Source organism: Zavarzinia aquatilis, assembly GCF_003173035.1.
GTDB lineage: Bacteria > Pseudomonadota > Alphaproteobacteria > Zavarziniales > Zavarziniaceae > Zavarzinia > Zavarzinia aquatilis.
Genome location: NZ_QGLE01000010.1, coordinates 79,636 through 95,101, shown reverse-complemented (window position 1 = coordinate 95,101; position 15,466 = coordinate 79,636). Strand labels below are relative to the sequence as shown.

15 protein-coding genes are annotated in these 15,466 nt (G+C 66.3%); 7 read left to right on the top strand and 8 right to left on the bottom strand.

Features of this window, described 5'->3' with window-relative positions; translation table 11 throughout:
• Positions 1 to 39: 39 nt before the first annotated feature.
• Positions 40 to 1,770: a calcium-binding protein gene (locus DKG74_RS16155; RefSeq protein WP_165837724.1), complete on the bottom strand. Its 1,731-nt coding sequence runs from the start codon at positions 1,768 to 1,770 to the stop codon at positions 40 to 42.
• Positions 1,771 to 2,140: 370 nt separating this feature from the next.
• Here DKG74_RS16155 and DKG74_RS16150 point away from each other — a divergent pair, with 370 nt between their 5' ends.
• The 6 genes from DKG74_RS16150 (at position 2,141) to phoB (ending at position 8,256) form a co-directional block, all read left to right on the top strand.
• Entirely contained in the window at positions 2,141 to 3,199 is a 1,059-nt protein-coding gene (locus DKG74_RS16150) for a substrate-binding domain-containing protein (RefSeq protein WP_109907212.1), read from the top strand.
• Between the two features lie 96 nt (positions 3,200 to 3,295).
• Positions 3,296 to 4,669: a phosphate ABC transporter permease subunit PstC gene (pstC, locus tag DKG74_RS16145; protein WP_109907211.1), complete on the top strand. Its 1,374-nt coding sequence runs from the start codon at positions 3,296 to 3,298 to the stop codon at positions 4,667 to 4,669.
• On the top strand, positions 4,666 to 5,988 hold the full coding sequence (pstA, locus tag DKG74_RS16140; RefSeq protein ID WP_109907210.1) for a phosphate ABC transporter permease PstA: 1,323 nt from the start codon (positions 4,666 to 4,668) through the stop codon (positions 5,986 to 5,988). Before pstC ends, pstA begins: the two co-directional genes overlap by 4 nt.
• A gap of 5 nt (positions 5,989 to 5,993) precedes the next feature.
• Positions 5,994 to 6,794: a phosphate ABC transporter ATP-binding protein PstB gene (pstB, locus tag DKG74_RS16135; protein WP_109907209.1), complete on the top strand. Its 801-nt coding sequence runs from the start codon at positions 5,994 to 5,996 to the stop codon at positions 6,792 to 6,794.
• Positions 6,795 to 6,813: 19 nt separating this feature from the next.
• Complete coding sequence (phoU, locus tag DKG74_RS16130) at positions 6,814 to 7,530, top strand: phosphate signaling complex protein PhoU (RefSeq protein WP_109907208.1); 717 nt, start codon at positions 6,814 to 6,816, stop codon at positions 7,528 to 7,530.
• Positions 7,531 to 7,545: 15 nt separating this feature from the next.
• A complete protein-coding gene (gene phoB, locus DKG74_RS16125) occupies positions 7,546 to 8,256 on the top strand; it encodes a phosphate regulon transcriptional regulator PhoB (RefSeq protein WP_109907207.1) in 711 nt (236 codons plus the stop codon).
• On the opposite strand, the gene DKG74_RS16120 is transcribed toward phoB, so the two are convergent.
• Entirely contained in the window at positions 8,250 to 9,281 is a 1,032-nt protein-coding gene (locus DKG74_RS16120; protein WP_109907206.1) for an AraC family transcriptional regulator, read from the bottom strand. The genes phoB and DKG74_RS16120 overlap by 7 nt on opposite strands.
• A 136-nt stretch (positions 9,282 to 9,417) precedes the next feature.
• Here DKG74_RS16120 and DKG74_RS16115 point away from each other — a divergent pair, with 136 nt between their 5' ends.
• On the top strand, positions 9,418 to 10,884 hold the full coding sequence (locus tag DKG74_RS16115; RefSeq protein ID WP_109907205.1) for a flavin-containing monooxygenase: 1,467 nt from the start codon (positions 9,418 to 9,420) through the stop codon (positions 10,882 to 10,884).
• On the opposite strand, the gene DKG74_RS16110 is transcribed toward DKG74_RS16115, so the two are convergent.
• The 6 genes from DKG74_RS16110 to DKG74_RS16085 all read right to left on the bottom strand — a co-directional run bounded on the left by DKG74_RS16110 (position 10,885) and on the right by DKG74_RS16085 (position 15,379).
• Entirely contained in the window at positions 10,885 to 11,739 is an 855-nt protein-coding gene (locus DKG74_RS16110) for an EamA family transporter (protein ID WP_109907204.1), read from the bottom strand.
• Positions 11,740 to 11,834: 95 nt separating this feature from the next.
• Positions 11,835 to 12,971 carry an alpha-hydroxy acid oxidase gene (locus DKG74_RS16105; RefSeq protein WP_109907203.1) on the bottom strand — a complete coding sequence of 379 codons (1,137 nt, stop codon included), beginning with the start codon at positions 12,969 to 12,971 and terminating at the stop codon, positions 11,835 to 11,837.
• Positions 12,968 to 13,249, bottom strand: a complete 282-nt coding sequence (locus DKG74_RS16100) for a hypothetical protein (RefSeq protein ID WP_109907202.1) — start codon at positions 13,247 to 13,249, stop codon at positions 12,968 to 12,970. Before DKG74_RS16100 ends, DKG74_RS16105 begins: the two co-directional genes overlap by 4 nt.
• A complete protein-coding gene (locus DKG74_RS16095) occupies positions 13,246 to 13,674 on the bottom strand; it encodes a putative toxin-antitoxin system toxin component, PIN family (RefSeq protein ID WP_109907201.1) in 429 nt (142 codons plus the stop codon). Before DKG74_RS16095 ends, DKG74_RS16100 begins: the two co-directional genes overlap by 4 nt.
• A 50-nt stretch (positions 13,675 to 13,724) precedes the next feature.
• Positions 13,725 to 14,900 (bottom strand): dual-specificity RNA methyltransferase RlmN, encoded by a 1,176-nt coding sequence (gene rlmN / locus DKG74_RS16090; protein WP_109907200.1) that lies wholly within the window; start codon positions 14,898 to 14,900, stop codon positions 13,725 to 13,727.
• Between the two features lie 17 nt (positions 14,901 to 14,917).
• The gene (locus tag DKG74_RS16085) at positions 14,918 to 15,379 is read right to left on the bottom strand and encodes an invasion associated locus B family protein (protein ID WP_109907199.1); all 462 of its coding nucleotides are present in this window, start codon (positions 15,377 to 15,379) and stop codon (positions 14,918 to 14,920) included.
• Between the last annotated feature and the right edge of the window lie 87 nt (positions 15,380 to 15,466).

Below are 15,466 nucleotides of genomic sequence, written 5' to 3'. Positions count from 1 at the left end.
CTTCCGGTCTCGACGGAAGCGGCCCTGCGGATTTTTCGATCAGACGAAGACGAAGTCGCTGGCGTCGATATGGGCGCTGTTGCTGAAGTAGATGCGCTCGCGGATCGAGCCATCCGCCGAGGTCACGCGCCAGGTCGTGTCGTCGATCTGCACGAAGCGGGCGCCCTGCGCCAGGGTGCCGTAGCCGTCGAAAACGATGCTGTCGCCGGCCGAGGCACCGTTGCCGGCGAAATCCGTGACCGTGTCGCCATGCGCATCGCCCGCGACGAAAAGGAACGTGTCGTTGCCGGTGCCGCCGCTCAGCCGGTCCTTGCCGTCGCCGCCATTCAGCGTGTCGTTGCCGCCGAGGCCGGACAGAATGTCGTCACCCGCCGCGCCGGTCAGGATATTGGCGACCGAATTGCCGGTGCCCGAAATCCCGTTGGCGGCGCTGGTGATGGTCAGGTTTTCGAGGCGGGATGCGAGGGTGTAGGAGAAGCCGACCTTCACCGTGTCGATGCCGCCCGTGCTGGTTTCGGTGATCTTGTCGCTGGCGCTATCGAGAATATAGGTGTCATTGCCGGCGCCGCCGATCAGCGTGTCGTTGCCGGCGCCGCCGTCCAGCGTATCGTCGCCCGCGCTGCCGGTGATCGTGTTGGCCAGGCCGTTGCCCGTGCCAGCGAAGGCGCCGGTGCCGGTATAGGTCAGGTTCTCGACATTGGCCGCCAGCGTATAGGCGGCGAGGGTGGTCTGCACCGTGTCCGTGCCGCCGTCCGCCGCTTCGGTCACCACGTCGCGGACATTGTCGACGACATAGAGATCGTTGCCCGCGCCACCGGTCATCTTGTCGATACCGGCGCCGCCGTTCAGCGTGTCGTTGCCGGCGCCGCCGTCGAGCGTGTCGTTGCCGCCGCCGCCATTCAGGATGTCGTTGCCGGCGTTGCCGTAATAGGTGACGCCCGTGGTCGCGCCCGCCGCGACACTCAGCGTATCGGCGCCCGAGCCACCGACCACGGTCTCGAAGGCCGCGCTGAAGGTGAAGTTGGTGGTGACCGCGACCTGCAGTTCCACCCGGTCGTTGCCGCCGTCGTCACTCAGGGTCAGGCTGCCGCCCTGATAGATGAAGGTGTCGTCGCCGAGGCCGCCGTTCAGCGTGTCGGTACCGCCGCCGCTCTTCAGGATGTCGTTGCCGTCGCCACCGTTCAGCGTGTCGTTGCCGGCCCCGCCGATCAGCGTGTCGTTGCCCTTGCCGCCGTTCAGGATGTCGTTGCCGTCACCGCCGTCGAGCGTGTCGTTGCCATTGCCGCCCGTCAGCGTGTCGTTGCCACCCCGGCCGGCATAGCTGATGGCCGTGGTGGTGCCGGCGAGAACTGCGATCGTGTCGTCGCCCGTGCCGCCGAGGACAATCTCGAAGGCGCCGCTCAGGCTGAAATTGGTGGTGCCCGAGACCTGCATGTCGATGGTGTCGGTGCCGCCGGCGTCCGACAGGGTCAGGCTGCCGCCCTGATAGATATAGGTGTCGTTGCCCAGGCCGCCGTCGAGCGTGTCGTTGCCGCCACCGCTCTTCAGGATGTCATTGCCGGCACCGCCACGCAGCGTGTCGTCGCCGGTGCCGCCGTCGAGGATATCGTCGCCGCCGCCGCCCTCGATCGTGTCGTTGCCGGCGCCGCCGCTGATCGTGTCGGCCCCGGTATCGGTATCGGGCGAACCCGACGCATAGCCGTAAAGCTGGTCATTGCCGCTGGTGCCGGAAATCGTGTCCGCACCATTCGTTCCGTAGGTCACTGCCATCATGCACCTCGATCTGTACCGGCGCCCAGACCACGGCGAAGGCGCGCGCGATTCGCCGACGCACGCCCGAGGTCACGAAGCGACGGCCAGAGCATACAGATTGGCGATTGCGCTGGCAGCCACCATTTTCCCCGTTCGGGGAAGGGATTGACCCATCCGCGGGGCGCAAGGTCGCGGATGACCTTCGGCAGAGGTCTATGCGGCGGCGGCGGGCCGACTGTCATAAAACAGCAATCGGAATGTCATATGAACGTCCCGTCGGCTGACTATGGTCCGACGCGAGACGGCGCGGAAGCCTTTCGCGCGTCCCGTGGCGGCATTATTTGCGGCCTGAATTCTGCGTCCATTGAAACATCTCGAGGATAGAACCATGGCCACCAAGAACAGCCTCGCCGCCCTCGGCGTCGCCGCCGTGCTGGCGACCGCCTTCGCCGGTCAGGCCGCCGCGCGCGACCAGATCCGCATCGTCGGCTCCTCGACCGTGTTTCCGTTCACCACGGCGGTTTCCGAGGCCTTCGGCAAGCTCGGCGCCTTCAAGACCCCGATCGTCGAATCGACCGGCACCGGCGGCGGCATGAAGCTGTTCTGCGGCGGCGTCGGCGTCGACACCCCGGACATCACCGGCGCCTCGCGCCGCATCAAGGCCTCGGAAATCGAGACCTGCGCCAAGAACGGCGTCACCGACATCGTCGAGGTGAAGATTGGCTTCGACGGCATCGTCTTCGCCAACGAAAAGTCGGGCCCGGCCTTCGACGTGGACAAGGCGGTGATCTGGAAGGCCCTGGCGGCCCAGGTCGTCGTCGACGGCAAGCTCGTGGCCAATCCCTACAAGATGTGGAACGAGATCGACGCCAAGCTGCCGGCGACCAAGATCGAAGTCCTCGGCCCGCCCCCGACCTCGGGCACGCGCGACGCCTTCAACGAACTCGTCATGGAAAAGGGTTGCGAGGAAGCGGGCGCGATCGACGCCATCGTCGCCTCGGGCGTCGACAAGAAGGACGCCGGCAAGGCTTGCATGAAGGTGCGTGAAGACGGCGTCTATGTCGAAGCCGGCGAGAACGACAATCTGATCGTGCAGAAGCTGGTCGCCAACCCGAACGCCTTCGGCATCTTCGGCTACAGCTTCCTCGAAGAGAACGCCGACAAGATCAAGGGCGCGACCATCGAGGGCGTGAAGCCGGAATACGAGGATATCTCCTCGGGCAAATACGGCGTTTCCCGCTCGCTCTATGTCTATGTGAAGAAGGCCCATGTCGGCACCGTGCCGGGCATCCAGGAATTCCTCGTCGAATACACCTCGGACAAGGCCATGGGCGAGAATGGCTATCTCGCCGACAAGGGCCTGATCGCCCTGCCGGCGGAAGAAGCCGCCAAGGTGCGCGCCGATGCCACCGGCCTCGTGCCGATGGACACGGCGAGCGTGAAGTAAGCGACATCGCAACACGGCGGCGGCCCAATATCGGCCGCCGCTTCCCGTAGCGGCCCGCGCCTCCCCCCGACGCCGGGGCCTGCGAAAGACGCAAAGATGCCGAGTTACATAGTCATCGCGACCATCCTCGTCCTGTCGGTGATCGGCTTCTACATGGGCCGTTCCACCGTCCTCGGCCGCAATGGCGGCAAGACGCGGGGTCTGCATTCCCTGCCCGGCTACTACGGCTATTACATGGCCCTGTGGTGCGCGGCGCCCGCCCTCCTCGTCGCCGGCCTGTGGCTGATCTTCGAGGGCAGCATCGTCGACGGCATCCTGCGCGCCGGCATTCCCGCCGACATCCCGGTCGAACGGCATTCGCTGTTCATGACCGACGTTCACAATCTCGCGCTGAACGGCACCATCGCCGGCGAGGTCACGGACACCCTGCGCGCCGCCGCCGACCGTTACCTGCAGCTGATGGACTATTCGTCGATCGCCATGGCGATCGGTGCCCTCGCCGTCGGCATCATCGGCCTCGCCTTCGCGCAGAGCCGGATCACCCCCCGCCTGCGCGCCCGGCCCCGGGTCGAGAAGGCGGTGATGATCACCCTGATGGCCGCTTCGACCATCGCGGTGCTGACCACCGTTGGCATCATCCTGTCGCTGCTGTTCGAATCGGCGCTGTTCTTCGAGAAGGTCTCCTTCACCGAATTCCTGTTCGGCATCCAGTGGAGCCCGCAAACGGCGATGCGTGCCGACCAGGTCGGCTCGACCGGCGCCTTCGGCGCGGTGCCGCTGTTCGCCGGCACCCTGCTGATCACGGCGATCGCCATGCTGGTCGCGGCGCCGATCGGCCTGATGTCGGCCATCTACATGTCTGAATATGCCGACCGCCGCGTCCGCTCGGTGCTGAAGCCCGTGCTCGAGGTGCTGGCCGGCATCCCGACCGTGGTCTATGGCTTCTTCGCCGCCCTGACCGTCGCCCCCTTCGTGCGCCAGCTGGGCCAGATGGCCGGGCTCGACGTCGCCTCCGAATCCGCGCTCGCCGCGGGCGTCGTCATGGGCGTGATGATCGTGCCCTTCGTCTCGTCGCTCTCCGACGACGTGATGACCGCGGTGCCACAGGCCATGCGCGACGGCTCCTACGGTCTTGGCGCCACCAAGTCCGAAACCATCAAGCGGGTGATCATCCCGGCGGCGCTGCCCGGTATCGTCGGCGCCCTGATGCTGGCGATTTCCCGCGCCATCGGCGAGACCATGATCGTCGTCATGGCCGCCGGCCTCTCCGCCAATCTGACCGCCAATCCCTTCGAGGCGGTGACCACCGTGACCGTTCAGATCGCGACCCTGCTGGTCGGCGACCAGGAATTCGACAGCCCCAAGACGCTGGCGACCTTCGCCCTCGGCCTCGTGCTGTTCGTCGTCACGCTCTGCCTCAACATCGTGGCGCTGCGGATCGTCCGCAAGTATCGGGAGCAGTACGAATGACCGACGTCGCGAACAAATTCGTCGTCGAGCCCTTCTCGGCCTCGACCGAAAAGCGTGAGAAGTTCAATCGCCTGCTGAAGAAGCGCTATGCCGCCGAGGCACGCTTCAAGATGTGGGGCATCGCGGCTGTTTCCGTCGCGGTCGTGTTCCTGATCCTGCTGATCGGCTCCATCGTCCTGCAGGGCTCCTCCGCCTTCGTGACCACCAAGGTCGAGCTGGAGCTGACCCTCGATCCGGCGGTCATCGACCCGCAGGGGACGAAGGATCCCAAGGTCATTGCCAACGCGGATTACAATGCGATCATCCGCGCGGCGATGCAGAAGAAATTCCCCGAGGTCACCGGCCGCCAGCCGACCCGCCAGATGATGGCGCTCATCTCCTCGGGTGCCGGTTACGAGGTCGCGGCCTATGTCCGCGACAATCCGGACCTGATCGGCCAGACCATCACGTTCGAAGTCCTGACCGACGATCTCGTCGACATGCTGCGCAAGGGTTACATCGACCGCAACGTGCCCGAGGCCGACCGCAAGCTGAACGACCTGCAGATCGGCATCTATGACAAGCTGGTGGCCGACGGCACCCTGTCGGGCGCGGTCAACACCGAACTGCTGACCACCGGTGACAGCCGCGAGCCCGAGAACGCGGGCCTGTGGGGCGCCGTCGTCGGCTCGTTCCTGACCCTGGTCGTCACCCTCGGCATCGCCTTCCCGCTCGGCGTGATGGCGGCGGTCTATCTCGAGGAATTCGCGCCGAAGAACCGGCTGACCGACATCATCGAGGTGAACATCAACAACCTCGCGGCGGTGCCCTCGATCGTCTTCGGCCTGCTCGGTCTCGCGGTGTTCCTGAACTTCTTCGGGATGCCCCGTTCGGCGCCCATCGTCGGCGGTCTCGTGCTGGCGCTGCAGGCCCTGCCGATCATCATCATCGCGTCGCGCGCCGCCATCAAGGCGGTGCCGCCCTCGATCCGCGAGGCCGCGCTCGGCATGGGCGCCTCGCCCATCCAGACGGTGATGCACCACACGCTGCCGCTCTCGATGCCGGGAATGCTGACCGGCGCCATCCTCGGCATGGCCCATGCGCTGGGCGAGACGGCGCCGCTCCTGATGATCGGCATGGTCGCCTTCATTGTCGACATCCCGTCGGGCTTCACCTCGCCGGCGACGGTGCTGCCGGTGCAGATCTACCTCTGGGCCGACAGCCCGGAACGCGCCTTCGTCGAAAAGACCTCGGCCGCGATCATGGTACTCCTGGTGTTCCTGGTGTGCATGAACGCGATCGCGATCTATCTCCGCAAGAAATTCGAACGTAAGTGGTGAGTGCCATGACTGCCCTCGATTTTACCACCCACACCGTTCCCCTGGACGGCAAGGCCAAGATTTCGGCGAAGAACGTCAACCTCTGGTATGGCGAGAAGCAGGCCCTCTACAACATCAACCTCGAAATCGCCGAGCATCAGGTGACGGCGCTGATCGGCCCCTCGGGCTGCGGCAAGTCGACCTTCCTGCGCTGCCTCAACCGGATGAACGACACGATCTCGATCTGCCGCATCCAGGGCGACATCAGGATCGACGGCGACGACATCTATGCCCCCGAACTCGATGTCGTGCATCTGCGCGCCCGGGTCGGCATGGTGTTCCAGAAGCCCAATCCCTTTCCGAAGTCGATCTTCGACAATGTCGCCTATGGCCCCCGGCTGCACGGCCTCGCCGAGTCGAAGGACCATATGGAGCACATCGTGAAGTCGAGCCTGGAGCGGGCCGGCCTGTGGAAGGAAGTGTCGGATCGCCTGTCGGCGCCCGGCACCGGCCTGTCCGGCGGCCAGCAGCAGCGCCTGTGCATCGCCCGCGCCATCGCGGTCTCGCCCGAAGTCATCCTGATGGACGAGCCCTGCTCGGCCCTCGATCCCATCGCCACGGCGAAAATCGAGGAACTGATCGACGAATTGCGCGAGAATTTCACCATCGCCATCGTCACCCACTCGATGCAGCAGGCGGCGCGCGTCTCGCAGCGCACGGCCTTCTTCCATCTGGGCGTGCTGGTCGAGAACGGTCCGACCGAGGGGATTTTCACCAGCCCCGTCGACAAGCGGACGCAGGATTACGTCACCGGCCGCTTCGGCTGAGCCGGCAGGGAGCATTCAGATGGCCGACAATCACATCGTCTCCGCGTTCGACCAGGAATTGAATGCGCTGAAGACCAAGATCCTGCGCATGGGCGGCATCGCCGAGGCCAATGTGGCTTCCGCGATCCAGGCCATCGTGCGCCGCGACCGGGCCCTGGCCGAGCGCACGATCTCCTCGGACCAGCGCATCGACGTCTTCGACAGCGAAATCTCCGATCTCGTCACCCGGCTGCTCGCCCTGCGCCAGCCGATGGCGGTCGATCTTCGCTTCATCGTCGGCGCGATGAAGATGGCGACCGACCTCGAACGGATCGGCGACTACGCCAAGAATATCGCCAAGCGTTCCACCGCGCTCGGCGTCGCCGTGCCGCAGCAGCCGATGCACGCCATTCCGCGCATGGGCGAACTCGTGCTCGGCATGATCAAGGACGTGCTCGACGCGATCTCCAGCGAGGACGCGGAAAAGGCCACCGCCGTGCGCGACCGCGACCCGGTGCTGGACGAGCTTTACAACAGCGTCTTCCGCGAGCTGTTGACCTACATGATGGAAGACCCGCGCACGATCACGGGCTGCACCCATCTGCTGTTCATCGCCAAGAACCTGGAGCGGATTGGCGACCACGCGACCAACATGGCCGAGACGATCTATTACATCGTCCGCGGCCAGCGCATGGTCAGCGACCGGCCCAAGGCCGACGTCACCGCCGAAATGGCCGATCCCGGCCATGTCGCCTGATCGCATGGAGCCACGATGAAGCCCTCCATCCTGATCGTCGAGGACGAACCCGCGCTCGTTGACCTGCTGCGTTACAACCTCGAAGCCAACGGCTTCGAGGTGCGCGTCGGCATGGACGGCGAGGAAGCTCTCGTCCTCGTTGACGAGCGTCTGCCCGATCTCATCGTGCTCGACTGGATGTTGCCCTCGGTTTCGGGCATCGAAATCTGCCGCCAGCTGCGCCGCAAGCCGGCGACGCGGCAGGTGCCGATCATCCTGCTGACCGCCCGCACCGAGGAAAGCGACCGCGTGCGCGGCCTCGAATCCGGCGCCGACGATTATGTGACCAAGCCGTTCTCGCCGACCGAGCTGCTGGCCCGCATCCGCGCCGTGCTGCGCCGCTCGCGCCCTGCCCTGTCGGACGAGGGCCTGACCTACGCCGATGTCGAAATGGACCTGTCGGCCCACCGCGTGATGCGGGGCGGCTCGGAAATCCATCTCGGCCCGACCGAGTTCCGCCTGCTGCGCCATTTCCTGGAAAATCCGGGCCGGGTGTTCAGCCGCGAGCAGATCCTCGATGCCGTCTGGGGCCGCGATATCTATATCGAGCAGCGCACGGTCGACGTCCATATCCGCCGCCTGCGCAAGGCGCTGAACGCCCATGGCGGCAAGGACATGATCCGCACCGTCCGCTCGGCCGGCTACGCGATCGACACGCAGGGAGCGGGTCGCGGCCTGCGTTACTGAACGCCCGGACGCCGGCCGCCGAAGCGGCTGGGGCTCTGGCCGGTCCAGCGCCGGAAGGCGTGGGTGAAACTGGCGGTTTCGGCATAGCCGAGCCGCTCCGCCACGGCCTCCACCGCCATGCCGGTCTCGGTCAGCATGTCGACAGCGAGATCGTGGCGCAGGCGCGCCACCAGATCGCGGTAACCGATGCCCGCCTCGGCCAGCCGGCGGCGCAGGCTGCGCTCCGACAGGCGCAACTCGGCCGCTACCTCCGGCAGGTCGGGGAAACGGCCGGGCCGGGCCAGGATGCAGGCCGTTACCGTCTCGACGAAAGGGGCCTGACCGCGCAGGCGACGCAGGCGCTCGTGACAGGCTTCGACATGCAGCGCGGCGACCACCGGGTTCGCCTGCGGCAGCGGCCGGTCGAGGTCGATTCGGTCATAGAGCAATTCGTTGCCCTCCGCGCCGAAGCTGACCGGGCATTGCAGGGCGGCCTCGTAGAGCGGGGCCATGCCTTCAGGCTCGGCGAAGCGGAAGCGGGCGGCCCGGCTGGGCGGTGGCTCGCCCCACAGGTCGATGGCGATGCGCCGCGCGGCCGCAATATCCCGCTCCACCATGTAGCGCCGTAAGGACGGGGGCAGGCCCCGGTCGTCGAAATTGACCGCGCTGCCCTCGGCCTGATCGACGAAGGTGATGGGCATCACGCTATAGGTCAGGTCCTGATATTCGAGGCCGAGGGTCAGGGCGCTGCGCAGGGTCGCGCTGGCCAGCAGGGCGAAGCCCCAGACCCCGTAAGCCGCCACCCGGTAGCGCTGGCCAACGTCGAGGCCAAGGCCCGGCGGATCGCCCAGCGCCTGCAGCACCGCCGAAATTACCCGCAGTTCGACCGATGCCGCCACCTCGTTGGCCGGATCGTCCAGCAGGTCTGCCGGCAGCCCGGCCGCCGCGAGGAAGGGCGCGAGCGAGATCCCCCGCGCCGCCAGCGTGTCGCGCAGCACGCACAGGCTGGTCACGGGCCAGCGACGCCGGGTCAGATCGGGTGTCATGGCCGGTCATTGTGCCAGTCTGGCCGAAACTATCAAGTGTCTGGCCGATGCGAACGTGGTGTCGCCTGCGCCTTTTACCTATTCTCCTGTGCAAGAGGACGGCGCGAGACCGGTCTTTCGGGAGGAGAGAGCAGCCATGGCATCCGTGAAGGTTTGCGTGATCGGCACCGGCTTCGCCGGTCTGTGCACCGGCATCCAGCTGAAGCGGGCGGGGATCGAGGATTTCGTCATCCTCGACAAGGCCGACAAGGTCGGCGGCACCTGGCGCGAGAATTCCTATCCGGGGGCGGGCTGCGACGTGCCCTGCCATCTCTATTCCTTTTCGTTCGAGCTGAACCCGAACTGGTCGCGGCGCTTCGCCAAGCAGCCGGAAATCGTCGACTACATCGAACATTGCACGCGGAAATACGGTCTCGACCGCCATATCCGCTTCCGCTCGGAGGTTCAGGAAGCTCGCTTCGACGAGGCGCGGGGCCGCTGGACGGTAATCCTCGCCGATGGCGAGACGATCGACGCGCAATTCGTCGTCTCAGGGCTAGGCCAGCTCAGCCGGCCGCAATTCCCGAAGATCGCCGGCCTCGACCGTTTCAAGGGCAAGGCCTTCCATTCCGCCTATTGGGATCATGACTACGACCTGACCGGCAAGCGCGTCGCTGTCATCGGCTCCGGCGCCAGCGCCATCCAGTTCCTGCCGGAAATCCAGCCCAAGGTCGGCCGCCTGACCCTGTTCCAGCGCAGCCCGGCCTGGATCATCCCGCGCGACGACTACATGTTCCCCGGCTGGGCCAAATGGCTGTTCCGCAACGTGCCGGGGCTGCAGCGGGCCTATCGCAACTATACCTATCTGCTGCTCGAGTCGCGTTTCCCCTCGCTGCGCCGGGCCAAGGGCCTGTTCGCCACCCTTGCCCGCAAGCAGTGCCAGGCCCAGCTCGACAAGCAGGTGAGCGATCCCGTCCTGAAGGCCAAGCTGCAGCCCGATTATCCCGTCGGCTGCAAGCGTATCCTGATTTCCAACGACTGGTATCCGGCGCTGTCCCAGCGCAATGTCGACGTCGTCACCGACGGGGTCGCCGAGGTGACGGAAAAGGGTGTCGTCACCACCGACGGCAAGCTGCACGAGGTCGACTGCATCATCTATGGCACCGGCTTCGAGACCCAGAGCTTCATCGCGCCGATGAAAGTCTGGGGCCGTCAGGGCGCGGAGCTGAACGAGCGCTGGCGGAACGGCGCCGAGGCGCACAAGGGCGTCGCCATCGCCGGCTTCCCCAATTTCTTCGTGCTTTATGGGCCGAACACCAACCTCGGGCACAATTCGATCATCTTCATGATCGAGCGTCAGGTGAACTACATCCTGCAGTGCCTGCGCGAGGTCGACAGGCGCGGCGCCGCCAGCCTCGACGTGACGCCGGGCGCCATGAGCAGTTACAACGCCCACATCCAGCACGACTTCGACAAGACCGTCTGGAACACCGGGTGTAACAGCTGGTACAAGAACGCGGCGGGCAAGATCACCAACAACTGGCCCGGCTTCACCGTCACCTACTGGTGGATGATGCGGCACCCGGATTTCGCCGAGTTCCGCTTCGACGGCAAGGGCGCCTGATCAGGTCAGCTTGATGGCGACGGCCCCGGCGGCGACCAGCAGCGCCGCCGCCAGCCGCCGCCGGCCCACCTTCTCGTGCAGGATCACGGCGGCGAAACCGGCGGCGAACAGCATCGAGGTTTCGCGCAGCGCGGCGATGAGGGCGACCGGCGCCAGCGTCATCGCCGTCAGCACGAGGGCGTAGGAGCCGATGCAGCAGGCCCCGCCCAGCAGCGCGAGCGCAAGATCGCGCGCCCCCAGCAATGGCCGCAGCGAGGCGATGCCGTCGCGGGCCGCGATCAGCGCGAGATTGCCGAAAGCGCCAAGCGAGAACACCAGGATCGTGTAGGACAGCGGCGCGCCCGAGGCCCGCGCGCCGAGGCCATCCAGCAGGGAATAGGCCCCGATCATCAGGGCATTGGCCAGTACGAAGGGCAGGCCCCGCGCCCCGAAGGCCCCCCGCCCGCCGCCGAAGGCAAGGCCCGCCAGCGCAAGGCCGACACAGCCGATGCCGACCAGCCCCGGCCAGGGCAGCGGATCGTCGAAGATGAAGGGGGCAAGCAGCGCGGTCACCATGACGCCGCCGCCCCGCATCATCGGATAGGCGACGGAAAGGTCAGCCCTCGCATAGACCGCGGCGGTCAGGGCGAAATAGGCGATATGGACGGCGACCGACCCCGCGAGGAACGGCCAGGCCGCCGCCGCCGGCCAGGGAATGAAGGGCAGGGCGGCGAAGGCGATCAGAATGCCGCCGACGCAGATGCGCGCGGTCGCCCGCTCGGCGCTGCCCGCCCGCTTGACCGCGGTGTTCCAGCCGGCATGAAGCGCGGCGGCGGCGAGGACGAGGAGAAGGACGGACCAGGAGAGGGCGGGCATGATGGGGGCACTCGTGTTGTGCCCCCATCATGCGCCCGACATGACGGCTTCGTGAAGATGGATGCTGCGTCGCAGTGGTCTAGATGTCTAGAGCATCAGCGATCGAGGACGGCCGCCGAGACCTCGCGCACATGGCGCGTGCCGGTCAGCGCCATCGAGACGTCGAGTTCCCTGGCGAGAAGCTCCAGCGTCCGCGTCACCCCGGCCTCGCCCATGGCGGCGAGACCATAGAGGAAGGCCTTGCCGATCAGGCAGCCCCGGGCACCGAGGGCGAGGGCCTTCAGCACGTCCTGACCCGACTGCACACCACCGTCGAACAGGATTTCGGTCTGGTGGCCGATGGCGTCGACGATGCGGGGCAGGGCCTTGATCGAGGAAATCGCGCCATCGAGCTGGCGGCCGCCGTGGTTGGAGACGACGACCGCATCGGCCCCGGTCGCGGCGGCGGCCCGCGCGTCGCCGACGTCGAGGATGCCCTTCAGGATCAGCTTGCCGGGCCAGATCTTGCGCACCCATTCGATATCCTTCCACGACAGGGAAGGGTCGAACTGCTGGGCGATCCAGGACGACAGGGTGGTGAGCGAATCGGCGCCCGAGACGAAACCGGCGAGATTGCCGAAACTGCGGCGCCTGCCCATCAGGACCCGCAGCGCCCAGGCAGGCTTGGTCGCGATGTCGAGGGCGTTGGCGAGCGTGAGGCGCGGCGGCACGGCAAGGCCGTTCTTCAGGTCGCGGTGACGCTGGCCCTGAATCTGCAGGTCGAGGGTGAGCACCAGCGCCGAGCATTTGGCGGCGATCGCCCGCTCGACCAGACTCTTCGAGAATTCCCGGTCGCGCATGACATAGAGCTGAAACCAGAAGGGTTTCGTCGTCGCGCCGGCGACATCCTCGATCGAACAGATCGACATGGTCGACAGGGTGAAGGGCACGCCGAAGGCCTCGGCCGCGCGGGCGCCGCAAATCTCGCCATTGCCATGGAACAGGCCGGTGAGGCCGGTGGGCGCGATGGCGACCGGAATGGCCGCGTCCTCGCCCACCAGGGTCGTCGCCGTCGTGCGGTCCGAAACGTCGACCATCACCCGCTGGCGCAGGGCGAGGGCGGCGAGATCGGCCCGGTTGGCCGAAATCGTCCGCTCGTCGTAGGAGCCACGGTCGGCATAATCGAAAATCGCCCGGGGAATGCGCTTCCGGGCCAGCAGCCGCAGGTCTTCGATATTGGTGATCGTGGTCATGGCGCCCCTCCCGGGTCTTGTCCGGCCGGCTTTGTCAGCTCGTCACCCTTGTCCGGCTCCCGACCCGTACCCGCCCGGCGAAGGATCTCGATGGCCCCCGGAATATCTGCCCGCGCAGCCCGTTCGGCGAAATAGGCCTCGGTCCGCAAGGCGGAGAGTTTTTCGGCGACGGCGACATTGATGAGCTGGTTCAGGGCCACGCCTTCGGCCTCAGCCACTTTGCGCGCTTCCTCCAGCAACGATGTCTGAAGCCGGAGGGCGAAATTGCTCTTCTTCATCGGCCAGCCTCCAATCGTGCCCAGGCTTCGCCCGGGGAGGATAGGTCTATCCCGAACCGGGCCGGGGTATCGGCGAAATCGCGGGTGTTGAACGTCACGATGCCATCGGCCCGCCCATTGACCGCGGTTTCCAAGACCATGTCATCATTGGCGTCCCTCAGTATCGGTCGCCACAGAAACGCGAGACGGATGGGCTCCGCGACGGCGGCGACCGCATCGAGCAGAACGCCGACCTCTCCGACCGTCAGGCCGGACCGATCCAGATGCTCCGGTCGCAGGGCCACCGCTTCATACTCGATCATCAACGGCACCGAGACGACCAGCGTCAGTCGCCGTTCGAGTGCCGCGATCAGCAGACGACGGGAAGCCCCGGCCTCGCTGCGAAGCGCGGCGATGAAGGCTGCCGTATCCAGAACCAGCCGCATGGGTCATTCTTGCCGACCCTCATGATATTGCAAGCAATATCAGCCGTGGCTTACGCCACCGCGGCGGCGTCCTTGGCGGCGAAGGCGGCGTCGACCTGCTGGCGCAGGAGGTCGGCCTTGCGCTGGCGCACCGAATCGGATTTCAGCTGGCCGCAGGCGGCCATGATGTCCTCGCCCCGGGGCGTGCGCACCGGGCTGGCATAGCCCGCGTCGAAGACGATCTGGGAGAAGGTCTTGATCGCCTCGGGGGTCGAACGCTCGAAGGGCGCGCCGGGCCAGGGGTTGAAGGGGATCAGATTGACCTTGGCCGGAATGCCCTTGATCAGCTTGACGAGGGCGCGGGCGTCGGCCGGGCTGTCGTTCACATCGCGCAGCATCACATATTCGAAGGTGATGCGGCGGGCGTTGTTCAGGCCCGGGTAGTCGCGGCAGGCCTGCATCAGTTCCGCGATGGGATATTTCTTGTTCAGGGGCACGATGCGGTCGCGAATCTCGTCCGTCACCGCGTGCAGCGAGACCGCGAGATTGACCCCCAGCTCGTCGCCCGCGCGCTTCATCATCGGGACGACGCCGGCGGTCGAGAGGGTGATGCGCCGCTTGGACAGCGAGATACCCTCGTTGTCCATGACGATGCGCAGGCCCGCGGCGACATTGTCGAGATTATAGAGCGGCTCGCCCATGCCCATCATGACGATGTTGGACAGCAGCCGACCGTCGGGCGAGGATGGCCATTCGCCGAGGGCGTCGCGCGCGATCATCACCTGCTGCACGATCTCGGCCGGGCCGAGGTTGCGGACCAGGGTCTGGGTGCCGGTATGACAGAAGCGGCAGGTCAGGGTGCAGCCGACCTGCGACGAGACGCAGAGCGTGCCCCGGTCCTCGTCCGGGATGAAGACCGATTCGACCTCCTGCCCGTCCGGCCATTTCACCAGCCACTTGCGCGTGCCGTCGACCGACAGCAGCGCCCTGGTGATCTCGGGCCGGGCCACGGTCGCCCGTTCGATCAGGGCGGCGCGCAGGTCCTTGGACAGGGTGGTCATCTCCTCGATCGAGGTGACGCCCCGGCTGTAGATCCAGTGCCAGAGCTGCTGGATGCGCATTCGCCGGGGCTTGCCGCCCTGGCCGAGTTCGTCGAGCACGCGGCCCAGCGCCTCGCGGTCGAGCCCGATCAGATTGAGCTTCGAGCCGTCGGCGGGGAGAATCGGGCCTTGCGTGTCGGCGGTCATGGGGTTTCCGGTCGGGGTCAGAGATTGCAGGCCTTGCCGATCGCGTCGAGCGCGGCGGAAATGCCCTTCAGGCTGAAGGTGTCGGTCGTGTCGGTGCCGCGCTGGGAGGTGCCGGAAATGACGGCGGACGAGCCCTTGCGCATGGCCTGCACGATCTTCTCGTCGGTCGCGGTTTCGCGCGCCCAGGCATTCTCGCCGTCGGTGAACAGCTCGAAGGTCTGGCTGCCGATCTTCACCTTGGCGGTGGAGCCGGCCTTGAACGGATAGCCGATCAGAACCTGTACCTGATTGCGCACGCCGCCTTCCTGGAAATGCGAGATCAGGAAGAAGATGTCGCCCCGCTTCGCCCCTTCGGGCAGGGACTTGGACGGCTTGGACGAGACGAGGCAGACGTCCTTGCCGCCCTGCTTCGTCTTGTAGGCCTGCCAGTCGCCGAAGCTGCCGATCAGCGGATTATCTTCCGCGCGGGCGGAATTCATCGCTGCGGTTGCAGCGACCATTGACATGAACATGCCGAACGCGGCGAATAGGGAGCGTTTCATGGCGCCTGATCACAACCTTTGTCG